This window comes from Pseudomonas sp. 5P_3.1_Bac2 (assembly GCF_025465995.1).
In the GTDB taxonomy this organism is placed as follows: Bacteria; Pseudomonadota; Gammaproteobacteria; order Pseudomonadales; family Pseudomonadaceae; genus Aquipseudomonas.
The window spans coordinates 48,368-67,254 of sequence record NZ_JANLNY010000022.1; the positions used below are offsets into that span (position 1 = coordinate 48,368).

Here is an 18,887-nt window from a genome sequence, read left to right on the forward strand (position 1 = left end):
AAACGGCCTGCGGCCACTCTGAGTTCGCGCGCTACAGGTGCTCAGGCGCGCGTATCGATCAAGGTGCCGAGGGCTTCGTCAGCAGTTTTGACCAGTTTGGCGCCGGCTTGCGCTTCATGTTGGCCAACCCGCAAAGCCAGCAAGCTTTCACTCAAGCTAGGACGATCTGCACTTGGGCTGGCACTGCTCTGACTGGCCGTGGCGGGAGTGGCCGGTTGCGCCGCCGCAGTTACTGGATTGCCCCCAGAGAGGCTGCTAGCGGCAATCGCCGAGGCCGCCTGATCCACCTGGCGCTGGCCCGATTGCAGCGCGCTAAGACCTGAGTTGAATGCACTAGGTGTAATTTGCATGGCCAGACACCGAGAAAAATGAAGGCAACTTAAACTCATTTAAGCAGATATTAGCCGCACCACGTACGAAGCAAAGGCGATTTGAGAGGCGCTACTTATAGCTATTAGCGACTAAGCAGAGGGGTCAGATCCAAATACCCGGCCACTTCAGCCGGGCTGGGCGAAGCCAAGTGCGGTACAAAACCCAAGCAAAGAGCAGGCAAACGTTCGCCTAACGTGGCGAGGTTATCCTCCACCCGCGAGCTGTGCGGATCGACCAGGTTAGCCACCCAGCCCGCCAAGTGCAGACCATCGCGGGCAATGGCTTCGGCGCTCAGCAGTGCATGATTGATGCAACCTAAACGCACCCCCACCACCAGAATCACCGGCAGCTTTAAGGCGATGGCCAAGTCGGCCAGCGTCTGCTGCCCGGCTAGCGGCACACGCCAACCACCGGCGCCCTCGACGAGGGTGAAATCCGCCTGTTTAGCCACTATCGCCTGGACTGGCGCCAGCAGGCTGGCCACGTCAAGGTTTACCCCTATATCCCTTGCCGCCAAATGGGGGGCGATGGGCGGAGCAAAGGCCACCGGGTTGACCTCTTCGTAGCGCAACGCCAGCGTGCACTCGCCCAACAGCGCCAGGGCATCATCGTTGCGCAAGCCTTGCGCCGTCAGTTGGCAACCGGATGCCACGGGCTTAGCCGCAGCAGTGGATAACCCGGCTTGCCGCGCCGCATGCAGGAGGCCGGCGGCGATGGTGGTTTTGCCGATTTCGGTGTCGGTGCCGGTGAGAAAAAACGCTGCGCGCATAATCAGTCCTTAACCAGTACGCCGTAGACCACCTGATAGGTCGCAGGCAGGCCGGCCGGTTGGCGAAATTGTTCGTAAGCCGCCAGCAACGCCTGCATCCGCGCCCGTCCGGTCAGGCCTCCGGGGCGTCCAGGATTGAGGTTGTGCGCCCCCAAGGCTTTTAGCTCATGGGTCAGGCTGCGCAGATCCGCATAATGCAGGGCATGGGCCTGCTGCTCCAGACTGTGCGTGCGCAAGCCGCTGGCCGCGCAGAGTTGCTGGTAACGGGCGAATTCACGGAAGCGATTAACGTGGACCAAGCCATCCACGGCCTGCCAACTGTCGCGCAGCTCCTGCAAGGTGCCGACACATAGACTGCTGAACGCCATGACTCCACCCGGGCGCAGAACACGCTTAGCCTCGCGCAACACCGCGGCAAAGTCGCCACACCATTGCAGCGCCAGGCTGGAAAACAGCAGGTCGCAGGACTGCTCCCGCAGCGGTAAACGCTCGGCATCGCCGGCGACAAAATATTCAGCGCCGGCCAGAGGTCGGGCGTGGCGCAGCATACCTTCGGCGATATCCACGGCCACGCCCCTGCTGCCGGGGAATCGCTCCGCCAAGGCACGGCTGAAATGGCCGGTGCCGCAGCCCAGATCAAGCCAACGCGGCGCTTGCAGTTGCGCCGGCAAGCGCGTCAGCAGTTGCTGGCCGACATCACGCTGAAACGCTGCGACGCTGTCGTAACTGCCGGCTGCGCGGGAAAACGACGCCGCCACATCGCGTTTATTCGGCAGAGGGCTGTGGCCGTGGCTCAGATCAGTCATGGCCGACCTCATCGATAAACTGCGCCATCCGCTGGGCGATTAACTGTGGCTGCTCAAGGCACAAGGCATGGCTGAGCGACTCGATCAACTCCACCTGCGTCTGCCCCGGTGCTTGCGCTGCCAGGTGCTGAATCGCTGCCCAGGCAGCGGCGGGAACTAAGCCGTCAGCGCCCGCCAGCAGATGCAGCTGCGCCCCGCTAAATGAGGCTAATGCCTCGCGATTATCCAGCGCCGCCAACAGTTCCAAGCCCGCCAACAGTTCTGGCGCAGACGTGGCCGCCACGTTTGCCAGTAACTCGCGCGACAGTTGCCGAGCATTAGCCGCGCCTTGGGCACAGAGTAAGGCGAAGCGTTTTAAGGTGGCGCCAGGATCTGCTGCGCAGCCTTCAACAAAGGCGGCGAAGGTGCTGGCCGGCATGGCGCTGGGCCAATCTTGGCTGGCGACAAAGCGCAGGTTGCTGGCCAAGCTGATCAGCCCGGCGCAGCGCGCACCACGACGCGCCGCCAAAGCCGTGGCGAGCATACCGCCCAAGGACCAACCGGCCAGCCAGACGTCGTCCGGGAGCTGCTGATCCAGCGCGCCGAGATAGCCCTCAAGCGAGTGTTCAGCAACTAATGGCAGTGCCGCCACCTGCACCTCAATGCCTCGCGCCAGCAGCGCCGCAGCTAAGGGTTGCAGCGGCGCGGTGGCCAAGCCCCAACCGGGTAGTACAACCAGCTTAGTCATGCTGATCGCGCTCCCGAGCCAACAACGCCCAGCATTCGGCCAAGGCACTCAGCAGCCGCTCGAGCTGTTCCAGACTATGGGCCGCAGATAAGGTCACGCGCAGGCGCGCGGTGCCAGCTGGCACGGTAGGCGGGCGAATCGCGGTGACCAGCAAGCCGCGCTCACGCAGCAGCTGCGACAGGCGCAAGGCGCGGCCACTGTCGCCAATTAAAATCGGCTGGATCGGCGTTGGGCTGTCCATTAACTGCAAGCCAATCTCCGCCGCGCCTTGGCGAAAGCGCGCAATCAACTGGGCCAGATGCTCGCGGCGCCAGTGCTCAGTGCGCAACAACTGCAAGCTTTTCAGCGTGGCGCAGGCTAGCGCCGGCGGTTGGCTGGTGGTGTAGATATAAGGCCGGGCGAACTGCACCAGCGTCTCGATCAACTCCTCGCTGCCGGCGACAAAAGCGCCGGCGGTGCCGAAGGCTTTGCCAAGGGTGCCGACCAACACCTGCACCTCATCCTGACCAAGGCCATAGTGCTCGACGATACCTGCGCCAGTCGCGCCCAAGGTGCCAAAGCCATGGGCGTCATCGACCATCACCCAGGCGTCGGCGCGCTTGGCTTCCGCGCACAGAGCGGGCAAGTCGGCGAGGTCGCCGTCCATGCTAAATACGCCATCAGTCACCACCAGGCGATTGCCTGAGGCCTTGCTTAATCGGTTATTGAGGCTGCTGGCATCGTTATGCAGATAGCGCGAGAAGCGCGCGCCGCTGAGCAGACCGGCATCCAATAAGGAGGCGTGGTTAAGGCGGTCTTGCAGCACGCTGTCGCCCTGGCCGACTAGCGCCGTGACCACGCCCATATTGGCCATATAACCGGTGGTAAACAGCAGCGCCCGGGGGCGGCCGGTGAACTGCGCCAGCGCTTCTTCTAATTCGTGATGGGGCTGGCTATGGCCGATCACCAAGTGCGACGCGCCACCACCGACGCCCCAACGTGCCGCGCCGGCCTGCCAGGCTTCGATCACCTGGGGGTGATTGGCCAAACCTAAATAGTCGTTGGAACAGAACGCCGTGAGGCGCTTGCCATCCACCACCACCTCAGCGCCCTGAGCGCTTTGCAGCAGCGGGCGCTGACGATACAGCTGGGCGGCGCGGCGTTCGGCCAAGCGGCTGGCAAGATCAAAACTCATCGGATAACCCGCTGGCGCAACCTAGGGTTGGCCAGCCTCAAGAACCTGACTAGAGCGGCGCGGCCGCCCTCACTGCGCAGCGTTGTAGAACAGCTTGGAGTCGCGCTGCTCGACCAAGGCTTGCTCGATGGCGGCCTGATGCACTTCATCGGCATGCTCCTGGCGCTCTTCGGGCTTGATGCCGAGGCGCGCGAACAGCTGCATGTCTTTGCTGGCTTGCGGGTTAACCGTGGTCAGCAATTTCTCGCCGTAGAAGATCGAGTTGGCGCCGGCAAAAAACGCCAGTGCCTGCATCTGCTCGTTCATTGCCTCGCGGCCAGCGGACAGGCGTACGTGCGACTTGGGCATCATGATCCGCGCCACGGCGAGCATGCGGATAAAGTCGAACGGATCGACATCCTCGGCATTCGCCAAAGGCGTGCCCTGCACCTTGACCAGCATGTTGATCGGCACTGACTCCGGGTGCTCCGGCAGGTTAGCCAGTTGAATCAACAGGCCGGCGCGGTCGTCCAGCGACTCGCCCATACCGAGAATGCCGCCGGAGCAAATCTTCATCCCGGCATCGCGCACATAGGCCAAGGTTTGCAGACGCTCGGCATAGGTGCGGGTGGTGATGATGCTGCCGTAAAACTCCGGCGAGGTGTCCAGGTTGTGGTTGTAGTAGTCCAGACCCGCTTCAGCCAAGGCGCGGGTTTGCTCTTGATCGAGCTTGCCCAGAGTCATGCAGGTTTCCAGGCCCAAGGCTTTGACGCCCTCGACCATTTTCAGCACGTAAGGCATGTCCTTGGCGGAAGGATGCTTCCACGCCGCGCCCATGCAGAAACGTGTGGAGCCGATAGCCTTGGCTTCGGCGGCAGCGTCGAGAACCTTCTGCACTTCCAGCAGTTTTTGCTTATCCAGGCCGGTGTTGTAGTGGCCGGACTGCGGGCAGTATTTGCAATCTTCCGGGCAGGCCCCGGTTTTGATCGAGAGCAAGGTCGAGACCTGCACGCGATTGGCATCGAAGTGACTGCGATGCACGGTCTGCGCTTGAAACAGCAGATCGTTGAAGGGTTGCTCAAAGAGCGCTTTGACCTCGGCGAGGGACCAGTCGTGGCGGGTTTGCAGATTGGCGGTGGCGCTCATGGCGGATTCCTTCAACGCTCGGGGGGCGTGTTTTTATCGTGATTAACCCAGCACTCGCTGGGCCTTCAGGCTGGGCAAATCATAAGCAGGCCAACCCCACTGTCAACCCTATTTTTATTTAAGGTTTACATCTGATCATTTATTGATCAACTGATTTATGACGCAGATTAGCCTAGGCTCTGCGCACTACACGCCTCATGGATGAGCCGTTATGTCGCTATTTGCCCTGCCTCGCCTGCCGCAGTGGCTCCAGTTGCCTGTGCATTGTTTGCTTTGCGGGCAAAGCTGCGCGGTGGATGGCGCCGCCATTTGCCCGGCCTGCTTCGCCGAATTGCCGTGGCTCGGCCCACACTGCGTGCAGTGCGCCCTGCCCTTGAGCCGTCCGGGACTCCGCTGCGGCACCTGCCAGAAACAGCCACCGAGTTTCGATCAGGTAATCGCGCCGTGGCGTTATGCCTTTCCAGTGGACAGCTTGATCAGCCGCTTTAAGCATCAGGCCAAACTGCCGCTGGGCCATTTACTGGCGCAGTTGTTGCGCGAGCACCTGCACCAGCGGTTCAGTCAGGGCTTAAGCAAGCCCGATACTCTGCTGCCCGTGCCCCTGGCCCCACTACGTCAGCGCCAGCGCGGTTTTAACCAGGCCGAGTTGCTGGGGCGCTGGCTGGCTCCCCAGCTCGGCATCACCCTGCATCAGCACTGGCTAACGCGGCTGGTGGAAACCCCGGCGCAGCAGCAACTGGATGCGGCCACGCGCAAACGCAACCTACGCGGCGCCTTTGCCCTGAGCGCCGCCAGCCAGGTGAAGAACCGCCATATCGCCCTGCTCGATGATGTGCTGACCACCGGCGCCACCGCGCAGAGCTTGGCCTTGCTGCTTAAGCGCAGCGGTGCCGCGCGGGTGGATGTCTATTGCCTGGCGCGCACCCCCTCACCGGGCGCTTAATCAACCGTCAACGCAGCCGGCAAAGACAACCCGCGCGGAGTTTGACGCCGGCCTGGGCGCTAGGAAAATGGCCCTGTGCGCGCAGCCGCCAGATTTGTCCACAGCCTAAGCGCTACACTGTGTCGCTAATTGATTGGAGCACTCGCATGTCTCATCCCTTTGCCGCCCTCACCCCAGACCTCGTGCTGGATGCTGTCGAGAGCCTCGGCTACCTGAGCGATGCTCGTGTGCTTGCGCTGAACAGCTACGAAAACCGCGTGTATCAAGTCGGTATCGAAGATGAAACACCACTGATTGCTAAGTTCTACCGGCCACAGCGTTGGAGCGATGCGGCGATTCGCGAAGAACATAGCTTCAGCGCGGAGCTGGCCGAATGTGAGGTGCCGGTGGTGGCGCCACTGAGTCGCGATGGCGAGACGCTGTTCGAGTACCAGGGCTTTCGCTTTGCCCTGTTCCCACGCCGCGGTGGACGGGCGCCGGAGCCGGGCAACTTTGATCAGCTGTATCGCCTCGGCCAGTTGCTGGGGCGCTTGCATGGGGTCGGCTCGCTAAAGCCCTTCGCCCATCGCGAGACCCTGCAAGTCAGCAACTTCGGCGAGCAATCCCTGGCCACGCTGCTCGATGGCAAGTTTATTCCGCAGAGCCTGTTGCCGGCCTATGAGTCGGTCGCCCGGGACTTGCTCGCGCGCCTCAACAGCCTGTTTGCCGCCAATCCGGTTACGCCCATTCGCCTGCACGGCGACTGCCATCCGGGCAACTTGCTGTGTCGCGATGACAGCTTCCATATGGTCGACCTCGACGACTGCCGCATGGGCCCGGCGGTGCAAGACCTGTGGATGATGTTGGCCGGCGAGCGGCATGAGCGCATGAGCCAGTTGGCCGAACTGATCGAGGGCTATCAGGAGTTCCACGACTTTAACCCGCGCGAGCTGGTGCTGATCGAAGGCCTGCGCAGCCTGCGCCTGCTCCACTACAGCGCCTGGCTGGCACGACGCTGGGACGATCCGGCGTTTCCCATGAGCTTCCCTTGGTTTGGCAGTGAGCGTTATTGGGGTGAGCAGATTTTGATTCTGCGCGAACAACTGGCCGCCCTCGATGAAGAGCCGCTGCGCTTATTCAGCTAAAGCAGCCGCTGCCGCGCTGGACGCAACTCGTGCAACGCGCACCGGTCGTAAATCTGCTCCGACAGCGTTATCCACTGTGCCTTAGCCGCCGACGCGGGTGTCTGTTGGCGGTCGAACTTGAATCTACTGGCTGCAAGGATTTTCATGACCACTGTTAACCCGCGTCGCGGGTATCTGTTGGGCTTAACCGCCTACATCCTTTGGGGCTTGTTCCCCCTCTACTTTAAGTTGCTCACCGCCGTACCGGCACTGGAGATCGTCGTCCATCGCGTGTTCTGGGCGGCGTTGTTCGGTGGCCTGCTGTTGCTGGTGTGGAAGCATCCCGGCTGGTGGACGCAGCTGCGCGCCAATCCCAAACGCCTGGCCATTTTGAGCCTAAGCGGCGCACTGATCGCCAGTAACTGGCTGATCTATGTGTGGGCGGTGAACAGCGGACGCATGTTGGAGGCGAGCCTGGGTTACTACATCAACCCGCTGGTCAATGTGCTGCTCGGCATGTTGCTGCTCGGCGAGCGTCTGCGCCGCTTGCAGTGGCTGGCGGTGTTGCTGGCAGCGCTAGGGGTGCTGCAACAGGTGTGGCAGATGGGCAGCCTGCCCTGGGTCTCACTGACCCTGGCGCTGACCTTTGGCTTCTACGGCATTATCCGCAAACAAGCACCAGTGGCGGCGCTGCCGGGCTTGGTGGTGGAGACTTGGTTACTGCTGCCAATAGCCATCGGCTGGCTGCTCTGGCATCCGGCCGCACAGAGCGTGCAGGCGGATTTCTGGCAGACGCCACAAGCGCTATGGTTGATCGCGGCCGGGCCGATCACGCTGATCCCGTTGGTGTGTTTTAACACCGCCGCGCGCCACCTGCCCTACACCACGCTAGGCTTTTTGCAGTACCTGGCGCCGACCTTAGTGCTGCTCCAGGCAATCTTCCTGTTTAACGAGCACTTTGACCCCAGCAAGCTGGCGGCCTTTATCTGCATTTGGGCTGGTTTGCTGATTTATAGCGTCGATGCCTGGCGTTCGCTGAGCAAGCAAAAAACTGCTTAAAAATTAGCCAACCTTACGCAAGCCTTGCGGTCACTGGCCTGTAGCCAGTTGCCCAAGGCTTATCCACAGAGGCATCCCCGGCCATTGTGCGTAATCTCACGCAACTGTTTGTTTTTTAAACGATATCCTGCAGCGCACGGCAGACTAAGGCTGGCTTAATCACTGCGCAGATTGCGCACAGCATTATCCACACCGGGCGTGGATAAACCCTGGGGCGTGCGCCTCCGCCTAAGTCGACAACCAAACAACAAGACAAAGCACAAGCACTCCCCTGGCAACACTGCACAAAAAACAACCAACTTTACCCAGCGCTTGCAGGCACTGGCCTGCGGCGACTTGCTCAAGGCTTATCCACAGAGGCATCCCCGCCGTTTGTGCGTAACGCTGCAGACACTGCTGGTTTTTTAACCAAAGCCCGCTAAGCCACGCCGCACTAAGGTGTGAATACTAGCTCCCCATCCTGCGCACAGGATTATCCACACCAGAGGGGGATAACTGCGCTGCGTTACAGGCCAGCTCCAAGGTGAGCGGATGGCAGCGCCAAACTGCCGGCGAACGCCCGGCAACTGCTCATTTATTGCACAACAGGCGGCAGAGGCCAGTGTTCATGGGCTCCAGGCATATGCTCAGGGTTTATCCACAGAAGCATCCCCGGCCTTTGTGCGTAACCCGCTGGGCGCTGCTGGTTTTTTAATCAACCCCGCCTAAGCCTTGGGGCTCTAGGGCTGTAGCTGTAGCTCCCCATACCGCGCACAGTCTTATCCACATATAACTGGGATAACCGCCGGGGCTTATCCAAGCACGCGGCGCCGCCGTGACCAAGCACGCAGCGGGGTCAGTCATCCACTTGCAGCTTGAGCTCCACCATCAGGTCATCGGCCAGGGTTTCCAGATGGCTTTGCAACTGCTCCAACGCCAGGCTCTCGGGTACGGCCAACAGGGCCTGAGCTTGGAACAACAACTCACCACTCATGGGCGCAGGAATCACCTCGGTGGTCAGGCTTTCCAGGTTGACGCCCTGACTGCTGAGCAAACGGGTGATGTCGCGCACGATGCCAGGCCGATCATTGCCCACCAGCTCCAGACGAATGCTGCGGCAGGCGCTTACGGGGGCAGTACCCGCCGGCGCCAATTGAATGCGCAGGCCCTGCTCTTGCAATGCCGTGAGGGCGGCGAGCAACTGGCTTTGCTTGGCCTGCGCCACCTGCACTCGCAAGATTCCGGCAAACTGCCCGGCCATACGTGCCATGCGACTTTCCAACCAATTGCCGTCATGGCTGCTAATACACTGGGCGATGCGCTCGACCAGCCCAGGTTTGTCTTCGGCAATCACTGTCAGTACGAGATCGTGCATACGCTTGCTCCTGATTGAATGCTCAGCTTAGACCCAGCCAATAGGTGTAGAAGTTTCCCTCACGCACATAACCGAGACTTTCGTACAAGGCTTGCCCGGCAAGATTGTCGCGCCCGGTTTCCAGTTGCAGACCACAAGCACCGCTGGCTTGGCCATGGGCTTGGGCAGCCAACATCAGCGCGCGGCCATAACCACGGCGCCGCGCCGAGGTTGCCACAAACAGATCACTGAGCAGCCAGGCTGGGGCTAAATGCAAAGACGCGTAAAAGGGATACAGCTGTATGAAGCCCTGGGCGCGGCCTGTTTCATCCAGCGCCAGGAGAATCACCGAGTCGCGCTGCTGCAGGCGCTGCTGGAGAAACGCGGCAATTTGCGCCGGGCTTTTCGGCAATTATAGAAGCTCAGGTACTGCGCGAACAGCGCATTGAGCAGAGCCAGGTCAGCCATTTCAGCGGGGCGGATAAGCATGTTGCAAAGCCTCCAGAATGGACCAGCGGATTAAGCAGACCATAGGTCGAAGGGCGGGGCAGACGCGCTGCGTTAGGCTGTGTAGTATCGCGGCTGTCGCACAGAATAAAAGCCAACACTACTCGCAACCAATGCCTATGAAGTGACTACAAAGCACTCCTTAGTCGTAGAGCGACGCGCACCCCCTGATTTTCCTATGATCTTCATGTAGTATGCCGCGCCTCGGACTACACGACTTATTTTCCAGGTCCGAAGCGGCTATTAAGTAGAGCTGAGCAGAGTGAGGCAAGTGATGACTGAACGCGTTCAAGTAGGCAGCCTGCAGGTTGCCAAAGTGCTGTTCGACTTCGTGAATAACGAAGCCATCCCCGGTACCGGCATTGCTGCCGACAAATTCTGGGCGGGTGCCGAAGCGGTAATTAATGACCTGGCCCCGAAAAACCGTGCCCTGCTCGCCAAACGCGATCAGATTCAGGCGCAAATCGACGCCTGGCACCAAGCCCGCGCGGGTCAAGCCCACGACGCGGCGGCTTACAAAGCCTTCTTGCAGGAAATCGGCTATCTGTTACCCGAACCAGCCGACTTCCAAGCCACCACTGAAAATGTAGACGAAGAAATCGCCCGTCTGGCTGGCCCACAACTGGTGGTGCCGGTGATGAATGCACGCTTTGCCCTCAACGCCTCCAACGCCCGCTGGGGCTCGCTGTACGATGCGCTGTACGGCACCGACGCGATCAGCGAAGAAAATGGAGCGGAAAAAGGCAAGGGCTACAACAAGGTCCGCGGCGACAAAGTTATCGCTTTTGCCCGCGCCTTTCTGGATGACGCCGCCCCACTGCAAGGCGCCTCCCACGTTGACGCCACGGCCTATGTGGTCGCCAACGGGCAACTGCAAGTCAGCCTGAAAAACGGCAGCCAAGTGGGCCTGGTTAACCCGGCTCAGTTGATTGGCTTCCAAGGTGCGGCCAACGCGCCAAAAGCGGTGCTGCTCAAGCACAACGGCCTGCACTTTGAAATCCAGATCGACGCCAGCACGCCAGTGGGCAGCACCGATGCCGCCGGGGTCAAAGACCTGCTGCTGGAATCGGCCCTGACCACCATCATGGACTGCGAAGACTCCATTGCTGCCGTCGATGCCGACGACAAAGTGGTGGTCTACAAAAACTGGCTGGGCCTGATGAAGGGTGACCTGGCGGAAGAAGTCAGCAAAGGCGGTAAGACCTTCACCCGCACCATGAACCCTGATCGCGTTTACACCAAGGCCGACGGCGGCGAACTCAGCCTGCACGGGCGCAGCCTGCTGTTTATCCGTAACGTTGGCCACCTGATGACCAACCCGGCGATCCTCGATGCGCAAGGCTACGAAATTCCGGAAGGCATCCAGGACGCCCTGTTCACCAGCCTGATCGCGGTGCATAACCTCAACGGCAACACCAGCCGTAAGAACAGCCGCACCGGCTCGGTGTACATCGTTAAGCCGAAGATGCACGGCCCTGAAGAAGTGGCGTTTACCAGCGAAATCTTCGCTCGTGTCGAAGACGTGCTGGGCCTCAAGCGCAACACCCTGAAGGTCGGCATCATGGACGAGGAGCGCCGCACCACGGTCAACCTCAAAGCCAGCATCAAAGCGGCCAGCGAGCGCGTGGTGTTTATCAACACCGGCTTCCTCGACCGTACCGGCGACGAAATCCACACCTCCATGGAAGCCGGCGCCGTAGTGCGTAAGGCCGCCATGAAGACGGAGAAATGGATCGGCGCCTACGAGAACTGGAACGTCGATATCGGCTTGGCCACCGGCCTGCAAGGTCGCGCGCAAATCGGTAAAGGCATGTGGGCCATGCCTGACCTGATGGCCGGCATGCTGGAGCAGAAGATCGCACACCCACTAGCCGGTGCTAACACCGCCTGGGTACCGTCGCCGACTGCCGCCTCGCTGCACGTGCTGCACTACCACAAGGTTGACGTGTTCGCCCGTCAGGCCGAGCTGGCTAAGCGTGCGCGGGCCTCGCTGGACGACATCCTGACCATCCCGCTGGCCAAGGACACCAACTGGAGCGCTGAAGAAATCCAGAACGAACTGGATAACAACGCCCAGGGCATCCTCGGCTATGTGGTGCGCTGGATCGACCAAGGCGTCGGCTGCTCCAAGGTGCCGGATATCAACGACATCGGCTTGATGGAAGACCGCGCGACCCTGCGCATCTCCAGCCAGCTGCTGGCCAACTGGCTGCGTCACGGTATCGCCAGCGAAGAGCAGATCGTCGCCAGCCTTAAGCGCATGGCGCCGGTGGTCGATCGACAGAACGCCAACGACCCGCTGTACCGTCCGCTGGCCCCGAACTTCGACGACAACATCGCCTTCCAGGCGGCGCTGGAGTTGGTCGTCGAAGGTGGCAAGCAGCCCAACGGCTACACCGAGCCGGTGCTGCATCGTCGCCGTCGTGAGTTCAAGGCGAAAAACGGCCAGTAAGGCGTTTGCCAGCCATAAAAAAACCGCCTTCGGGCGGTTTTTTTATGGCGTAACTTCAGGTCACAGGCAATTTAGCTTCGCCTTCGAGGTTATGGCAGATCTGCTCAAACATATCCGTTTCAGTCATGGCCGGCAGCAGCAGACCGGTGCCCGGCAGCTCAATGGCCGACAAGCTGCCGTGGTCATGGTGATGCAGAACCAACACCTGCTGGCATTGCAGATACGCAAAGGCCGTCAGCGACACCTGAAACTCATCGGACAGAGACTGCACCCCGACATCCGGCACCCGCTCGCGACGCTGGTAATTACCGGCGCGGCGCTCGTTGTACTTAGCCCAGGCAAACAAGCACAAGCCAATCGCCAACGCCACTACGGCGTAGGCCGTCAGCGTGCTGAGGGTTTGCAGAATTTCCAGGCCAAAGCTCAGGCGCAGGCCCATATGGCTGTTGTGCAGCAGGGCCAGCACACCGCGATAGATCAGATAAGCCAAACCCACCCAGGCGAGCAGGGTCAATAAGCCGTCGATCAGCCGCGGCAGCCATTTTTGTTGGGTATGAATCAGCAAACTCATGGTGCGCTCCTTTTAATCCCGCGATCCGGACTGACCCAACGCGCTCGCTCCTGGCGGCGCTTGAGCATGACCTTGGGAAAGCTGACCAAGGTGGTGCACAGGGTCACCATCCAAAACACCAAGGGGTACCAGATAATCCAAAACAGCGAGCGGGCCAGGTTCTGCTCATAACGCCGCTCAATCATCAGGCTGATAAAGAACTGCAGCAGGCACACGCAGGCCAGCACCAAACCAGTAAAGGCCGGTGGCATGATGCTGCTGACTTGCAGATTAGGCGGCAGCTCTACCACTAAGCCGAGCAGGTAGAGAACGATGGACAAGGCAAAGGTGAACGCCCACACCGCCGACAGGCAAAACTCCAAGAGCAGCGGCCACATATAGCGAAAGCGCCAGACCCAGATGCTGCCAATGTTTTTCAACAGCACTTCGGCGCCGCCTTGGGCCCAACGCAGGCGCTGCTTCCACAGGCCGCGCAGGGTTTCGGGCATGAGAATCCAGCACAGCGCCCGCGGCTCGTAGAAGATGCTCCAGTGATCCAGTTGCAGCTGCCAGCTGACATCAATGTCCTCGGTGATCATGTCAGCGCTCCAATAGCCGATGCGGTTTAACGCACTGCGGCGAAACGCGGCAATCACCCCAGACACGGTAAATACCCGGCCATACACGCGCTGGGTACGCTTGATCAAGCCGATGATCGAAGAGAACTCGCCGACCTGCACGCGCCCGATCAGGGTCGAGCGTGTACGAATGCGCGGGTTACCGGTCACGGCGCCGACCCGAGGATTATCAATCAGCGGTGCGACCAGATAGGCCGCCGCATCACGGTCAAGCAAGGCATCACCATCGATGCACACGAGGTACTCGCTACGTGCCGCCAGCGCGCCCATGCGCAGGGCCACGGCCTTGCCCTGGTTGTGCGCCAAATGCAGCACGCGCAGGCGTGGCTCAGTGGCAGCCAGGCCGTCCAGCACCTGCCCGGTGTTATCGCTGGAGCCGTCGTTGATGGCGATCACCTCAATCGACGGATAGCGCTGCGCCAACGCCGCGCCGATGGTTTCCACCGCGTGTTCGCCTTCGTTAAAGCACGGAATCAGGATCGACACCAAGGGCTGGCCCTTCAGCTCAGGCGGCGCCACATCCCCCTTATTCGACCAGCGCCAATGGCGCTCCCAATGCAGCCAAAAGTAGGTGCCGCCGCAGATCCACAGCGCCGACATAAACAGCGGATAGAAAAACACGAAGTCCAGCAGCACCTCGCCAGTCAGGCTCAGGGCTACCCCCACTGGTGCGCCCAACACCAGCAACAGAATTAATAGGGCGTAGATACGATCCATCATGGCAGCGGAAACCACGCATTGGAGAAGGCCGGACGAATGCTCTGCAATCGCGGCTGGTCATTAATGAAGTCATCGGGGTAGTAGCCGTAGTTGCGTACGCCATTGATTTGCAAACGGCGCATCCACTTGGCGAGCAACTGGCTGTCGATGGGCTTGCCTTCTTTGGTCTGCCAATCCCGCGCCTGCAACTCGAACACCGTGCGCTCCAGCGCCCGTGGACGGCTGGCAATGCGCTGCACGAGTTGGTCGAGCCAGACTTCGGAGTCCTCAACAGTGCTTCCCTCCATCAGCGGCATGGCCATGGGCGCGGTCCAATCGTAGGTCGCGAGGAAGTCATCAAGGTTCTGCGCGAACCAGGTTTCGCTATAGGGATTGATGATCGGCTGGGCGTAGATATTGCGCGCGGTCTTCACCTGCGGCCCACGGATGGCACGAACCTTGGCGGTCAGCTCAGTGGTGAAGTCGATCAGGTAGCGGCTCTTAAAGCGGCTCCAGCGCTGCAAGGTGTCTTCGTCACCACGCAGACTGCGCATATCCCCCGGCAAGCCGGCCGCGCGATAGGCGGCCATGGCCTGCGGGCCGGCGTCTTCGAAGTCGGAGAGCAAGGCGTCGTCGTGGAACAGCACGCCGGCGAAGTTGGCGTGGCGCGCCAGATCCTCGTAAATCTCGCCGATCTGCTGACGCACCTCAGGATCGAACGGCGACAGGCGCACGTACTGCTCATGGCTCACGCTCAGGCTGCCGTCCTTGGCCCAACGCTGCACCCGGGGCAGGCGTGAATCGAGGTCGTAAGCCAGCACCGGCATCCAGGCATACACCTCCACCTTGGCGCGGGTGCGCAGTTGCCAGGCGACGCGGTTGAACAAGTCGGCGCGCATCGGCAGGTGGCGGTTGGGGAAATACAGCTCTTTGACTAAACCATCACCCACCGGGTCAGCGTAAGCCTGCAAGAACACCGTGGTGATACGCATATCTGCAATGCGCTGCACCAGCGCGCCCAAGTTGCTATCCATCTGCTGCGGATCGGGATCGTAGACGTAGTCCAGGTCGACATGGGCCACGCGCATCAGCTCGGTCTCATCCACCGTGCTGATGGCGGCAGCAAAACGATCGGTATTGGGGTCACCATTGAGCAAAAAGCGCGGCCCGGCTTGCAGGGTTTTCAGGGTGTCGATGCCGTCCTCCAGGGTCAGCGCCAGCTCATAGCCGTTGTCGCCGATGATCTTCAGCGCGGTGCCGCTGGCCGCCCCATAAGGCCAGACCCAGACCCGTGGCGCCCGGCCGGTGGCGGCCTGGATTTTATTGCTGATGCGCTGCACGTCCTGGCCGATACGCGCGTTGTACTGCGCGTCGGTTTCGTAACGTTTGCTTTGCGGGTCATACAGGCGCGTCACCGCGGCCGGCTGTACGTTGCCCTGGGGGTTGGCCAGGGCGCCATAGTGCAGAGCATTGGTGTGGGCGGCGATTTCAACCAGACCACTGCGGGCGATCTCGCTGATTTCTGGCCACGACAAGAAGCGCTCACGGGCCACCGCCAGGCCACCGAAGTCGACCTTCTGCTGCTGCGGGGTATCCATCCACACCCCGACTGGGGCCAGCACCGCGTGCCAGTTGTAGGCCTTGAGGATCGGCAACACACGCTGATAAAAGCTGCTGTAACCGTCGTCAAAACTCAGCAGCAGGGGTTTATCCGGCAAGGCCGGGCCACCGTGTTTAGCCGCCAGGACCTGATCGATGGACACCGCCTCGAAGCCGCTGGCTTTGAGCCAAGCCAGCTGATCAACCAAGTTGGCGGTACGCACGGTTAAAAACGCCTGATCAGCGTCGACATCGTCGATGTTGTGATAGGCCAACGCCAGCACCTTACCTTTGGGCCAGGGGCTTTCCCCCACGGGCTGCAGACGCAAATGCGGTGCGGTAAAGGGCGGCGCTTCGGCGGCGCAGGCCGCCAGCATAAATGCGACCATAGTCAGCAGGACGCAGCTGTAGAAACGAGCCATGGGATATCCTTAAAAGCGATAGTTAACGTCGAACGTCACGCGTACTTCTTGTTCGCGATCGCCGTCATACGGGCGGCTTAACAACGACACCGCCAGACCGCCGTCGAAGCGGTCATCGAAACGCAGACGCTGGCCGTAACTGATCAGGCCGATGGCGTCCGTGCCATAGTTCTGCTGATTGAGGGCGCCGGCGCCGATCTCGCCGTGCTGACTCCAGAGGGTTTCGTAACGCTGGTAGATGGCATGTTGCAGACGCACGCTCGGCAGCACGCTGTACTCGCCCTTGGGGTTGAAGTACGGCACATCGTTGTCATTGCTGTTACGGCTGGCCCCCACTTCCAGACCCAGATCGGCCTGCCAGTCCGGTGCGGTATACATGCGTTCGCTACCGGTCAGGACCAAACCTAAGCGGTCGTTACCATCACTGAAGTTGGCCGCGTTGGCGCTTAAGCGCCACTCGCGACGTTCACTGTCACGCCAGCGCACATAGCCACTTAAGCTGTCGGAGGTGATGTCGGAGTTGAGCGCGCGCAACGGCGTATCAGCGGACAGATACTGCGCCGACCAGCCGTATTGCCAGTAATCGTCGACGTCATGCATGCCACTTAAGCGGATGCCGGGCTTTTCGCCGTGGCCGAAGTTGTGCTTCGACACTTCGGCCTCCACCGTGTGGTTACGCGAGCGCCATTCCACCCCGGCGCGCTGGAAGCGGTCATGGCCACGGCCTTCTTCGAAGTCACCGGTGGCATAGCCGGCGCCGCCAAAAACCCGCCAGTTATCATCGATCGGCGGGCTGTAGAGCACGGCATCAATGCCCAGATCATCGCCGCCGGAAACCTGACTGCCGCTGCCCAGGCCGCGATAGCCGTTAACCCGCAACTCGGCCATGTGATGAACCTTGCGCAGTTTTTCCAGGCGCCGGGCCTGGAGGTTTTCCGGATAACGGCTGATCACGTCATCGGCCAACATATCCATCTGCTGCCACTCTTGCAGTTCGAGGGCGGCGAAGCCTTGCTCGACCTCCAGATCGAGATTGCGCGGCGCGGTGCTCTCCGCCACTTTCAGTTCTTCCTCGGCCCGGCGCGGCCAGCCACGAACCAGATACAGACTGGCCAAGCTGGTGCGCAGCGAGCTGTTGTTCGGCGCATTGGCCACCAGCTGCGACAAGCTTTGCTCGGCCACTGGCGTGTCATTGATTTGCATGGCGCTGGCGGCCTTCAGCTCCTGGGACTCCAACCAATTGGGGTTGGGCTCAGGCTCAGGGTTGCCGACCAGATAGGTGCGCGGTGCTTGCTGGGTGGCGAGTACGGCGGCTTGGGCATCGGCAGCCTCGACCTGACCACTCTCGACCAAGGCGTAAAACAAGCTGCGCTGATCCTCCAGCCACTCGGGGTGCTTGTCGTTTTCACCGGCGATGATCTGCCGGTACAGCCCGGCAGCTTCTTCGGGATGGCGCAGATACAGGTAAGCCGAAGCCACCCAACGCAGGGCGTAATCCGGCAGCGTCACCTGTTCGGCTTTGAGCTGCTGGTATTCACTGAGCACCTGCGTCATGTCGCTGCGCGCATGCAAGGCACCCAGGCGGTCGATACGCAGCCGCTGGATATTGCCCTGCGCCTGCGGCAACGCTTGCCACTGCTGCCACCAACGTTCGGCCTGAGCCAAGGCGCGATCGGCAAGGTCAAACCGCTGCGTCTCGGAGCGCGTGGCCAGATGCGCCTGGCGCACCTGCTCAGCCAGCACATCACCTTGCAGGCTGCGCAGTTGCGCGGCGTCGAGTAAATGCGGGTAGCGCTCGGCGAGGGTTAAAGCGGGCTGGGCGAGGCCGGCGTTTTGCAACGCCAAGAGGTATTCACGGGCCACGCTGACACTGCCTGGCGCCAGGTCTTTGGCCTTATCCACTTCGGCCAGGGCGGCATAACGCTGACCATCGGCCAAGTAGGCATAGGCCAGCGCCAGACGCCGTTCTGGATCATTCGGCGCGCGCGTCACCAGACTACGCCCACGGCTGATGGCCGCGCTGCGCTGACCGGCATCGGCCAAGGTCATCACCTCGCCCAGCAACAAGCCTTGATGCTCAGGGAAACGCAGCAAGCCCTGACGGTACACATTCAATGCCTGCGGCCACTGGCGCAAGTTACGGTAAGCCCGCGCCACTGCGGCCAAGGCATCGGCATTCACTGTGTTAGCCGTACCCGGCTGCTCGTACAGCTGCACCACTTCAGCATCTTCACCGGCCCAGCTGGCAATCAGCAGGTGATCGGTGAGAAAGTGCGGCGAGTGCCAATCCACTTCCTGCTGACGTAGATAAGTCAGCGCAGGGGCGTAATCGCCGGCGCGCGCACGTTCAATCAGTTGATCATAGGACGACTGAGCGTGGGCCCAGCCAGTCAGCAAGAGGGAGGAGCACAACAGGCCGATTCGTCCGGGCGAAAAACGCCGAACAGCACCTGCGGCTGCCATTTTGTGGATTGGGTATAGCTTCACGGACTAAGTCCCTGTCTCGGTTCTTGGCTATTGCGTTGCTAAAGGAGCTAGAGTCAAAAGCCACTTTATTGACACCAAGACCGATTATCACACGGAAAGAACATTTTATTGACACCGACCAG

At 60.9% G+C, this 18,887-nt stretch carries 15 protein-coding genes and 1 pseudogene; 4 read left to right on the forward strand and 12 right to left on the reverse strand.

Annotated features, from left to right (window positions below):
- Window positions 1–41: 41 nt before the first annotated feature.
- The 6 genes from NTD81_RS11640 to bioB all read right to left on the reverse strand — a co-directional run bounded on the left by NTD81_RS11640 (window position 42) and on the right by bioB (window position 4,973).
- A complete protein-coding gene (locus NTD81_RS11640) occupies window positions 42–350 on the reverse strand; it encodes a hypothetical protein (protein WP_262182536.1) in 309 nt (102 codons plus the stop codon).
- Window positions 351–454: 104 nt separating this feature from the next.
- Window positions 455–1,141 (reverse strand): dethiobiotin synthase, encoded by a 687-nt coding sequence (gene bioD, locus NTD81_RS11645; RefSeq protein WP_262182537.1) that lies wholly within the window; start codon window positions 1,139–1,141, stop codon window positions 455–457.
- 2 nt (window positions 1,142–1,143) lie between these two features.
- The gene (bioC, locus tag NTD81_RS11650; protein WP_262182539.1) at window positions 1,144–1,947 is read right to left on the reverse strand and encodes a malonyl-ACP O-methyltransferase BioC; all 804 of its coding nucleotides are present in this window, start codon (window positions 1,945–1,947) and stop codon (window positions 1,144–1,146) included.
- Entirely contained in the window at window positions 1,940–2,674 is a 735-nt protein-coding gene (locus NTD81_RS11655) for an alpha/beta fold hydrolase (protein ID WP_262182540.1), read from the reverse strand. The genes bioC and NTD81_RS11655 overlap by 8 nt, the downstream gene beginning before the upstream one ends.
- Window positions 2,667–3,848 carry an 8-amino-7-oxononanoate synthase gene (gene bioF / locus NTD81_RS11660; RefSeq protein WP_262182541.1) on the reverse strand — a complete coding sequence of 394 codons (1,182 nt, stop codon included), beginning with the start codon at window positions 3,846–3,848 and terminating at the stop codon, window positions 2,667–2,669. The genes NTD81_RS11655 and bioF overlap by 8 nt, the downstream gene beginning before the upstream one ends.
- A 69-nt stretch (window positions 3,849–3,917) precedes the next feature.
- Window positions 3,918–4,973: a biotin synthase BioB gene (gene bioB, locus NTD81_RS11665; RefSeq protein ID WP_262182542.1), complete on the reverse strand. Its 1,056-nt coding sequence runs from the start codon at window positions 4,971–4,973 to the stop codon at window positions 3,918–3,920.
- A gap of 211 nt (window positions 4,974–5,184) precedes the next feature.
- Here bioB and NTD81_RS11670 point away from each other — a divergent pair, with 211 nt between their 5' ends.
- From NTD81_RS11670 to rarD, 3 genes are all read left to right on the forward strand, one after another.
- The gene (locus tag NTD81_RS11670; RefSeq protein ID WP_262182544.1) at window positions 5,185–5,916 is read left to right on the forward strand and encodes a ComF family protein; all 732 of its coding nucleotides are present in this window, start codon (window positions 5,185–5,187) and stop codon (window positions 5,914–5,916) included.
- A 146-nt stretch (window positions 5,917–6,062) separates the two neighbouring features.
- Window positions 6,063–7,040 carry a serine/threonine protein kinase gene (locus NTD81_RS11675; RefSeq protein WP_262182547.1) on the forward strand — a complete coding sequence of 326 codons (978 nt, stop codon included), beginning with the start codon at window positions 6,063–6,065 and terminating at the stop codon, window positions 7,038–7,040.
- Between the two features lie 144 nt (window positions 7,041–7,184).
- Window positions 7,185–8,078, forward strand: a complete 894-nt coding sequence (rarD, locus tag NTD81_RS11680; protein ID WP_262182549.1) for an EamA family transporter RarD — start codon at window positions 7,185–7,187, stop codon at window positions 8,076–8,078.
- An 835-nt stretch (window positions 8,079–8,913) separates the two neighbouring features.
- Here the strand turns inward: rarD and NTD81_RS11685 are convergent.
- Both NTD81_RS11685 and NTD81_RS11690 read right to left on the reverse strand, forming a co-directional pair.
- Window positions 8,914–9,432, reverse strand: coding sequence for a glycine cleavage system protein R (locus NTD81_RS11685; RefSeq protein ID WP_262182550.1), 519 nt, complete (start codon window positions 9,430–9,432; stop codon window positions 8,914–8,916).
- 22 nt (window positions 9,433–9,454) lie between these two features.
- A pseudogene (locus NTD81_RS11690) lies at window positions 9,455–9,900 on the reverse strand (N-acetyltransferase family protein).
- A gap of 292 nt (window positions 9,901–10,192) precedes the next feature.
- Between NTD81_RS11690 and NTD81_RS11695 the strand changes: the two are divergent.
- Window positions 10,193–12,370, forward strand: coding sequence for a malate synthase G (locus tag NTD81_RS11695; protein ID WP_262182551.1), 2,178 nt, complete (start codon window positions 10,193–10,195; stop codon window positions 12,368–12,370).
- 55 nt (window positions 12,371–12,425) lie between these two features.
- Here the strand turns inward: NTD81_RS11695 and pgaD are convergent, their stop codons facing one another.
- Genes pgaD through pgaA form a run of 4 tightly spaced genes read right to left on the reverse strand, consistent with a single transcriptional unit; the run spans window position 12,426 to window position 18,741 of the window.
- Entirely contained in the window at window positions 12,426–12,941 is a 516-nt protein-coding gene (gene pgaD / locus NTD81_RS11700; RefSeq protein WP_262182552.1) for a poly-beta-1,6-N-acetyl-D-glucosamine biosynthesis protein PgaD, read from the reverse strand.
- Window positions 12,938–14,278 (reverse strand): poly-beta-1,6-N-acetyl-D-glucosamine synthase, encoded by a 1,341-nt coding sequence (pgaC, locus tag NTD81_RS11705; protein WP_262182553.1) that lies wholly within the window; start codon window positions 14,276–14,278, stop codon window positions 12,938–12,940. The genes pgaD and pgaC overlap by 4 nt, the downstream gene beginning before the upstream one ends.
- Window positions 14,275–16,278: a poly-beta-1,6-N-acetyl-D-glucosamine N-deacetylase PgaB gene (gene pgaB, locus NTD81_RS11710; protein WP_262182554.1), complete on the reverse strand. Its 2,004-nt coding sequence runs from the start codon at window positions 16,276–16,278 to the stop codon at window positions 14,275–14,277. Before pgaB ends, pgaC begins: the two co-directional genes overlap by 4 nt.
- A gap of 9 nt (window positions 16,279–16,287) precedes the next feature.
- Window positions 16,288–18,741: a poly-beta-1,6 N-acetyl-D-glucosamine export porin PgaA gene (pgaA, locus tag NTD81_RS11715; RefSeq protein WP_410017154.1), complete on the reverse strand. Its 2,454-nt coding sequence runs from the start codon at window positions 18,739–18,741 to the stop codon at window positions 16,288–16,290.
- Window positions 18,742–18,887: the final 146 nt, after the last annotated feature.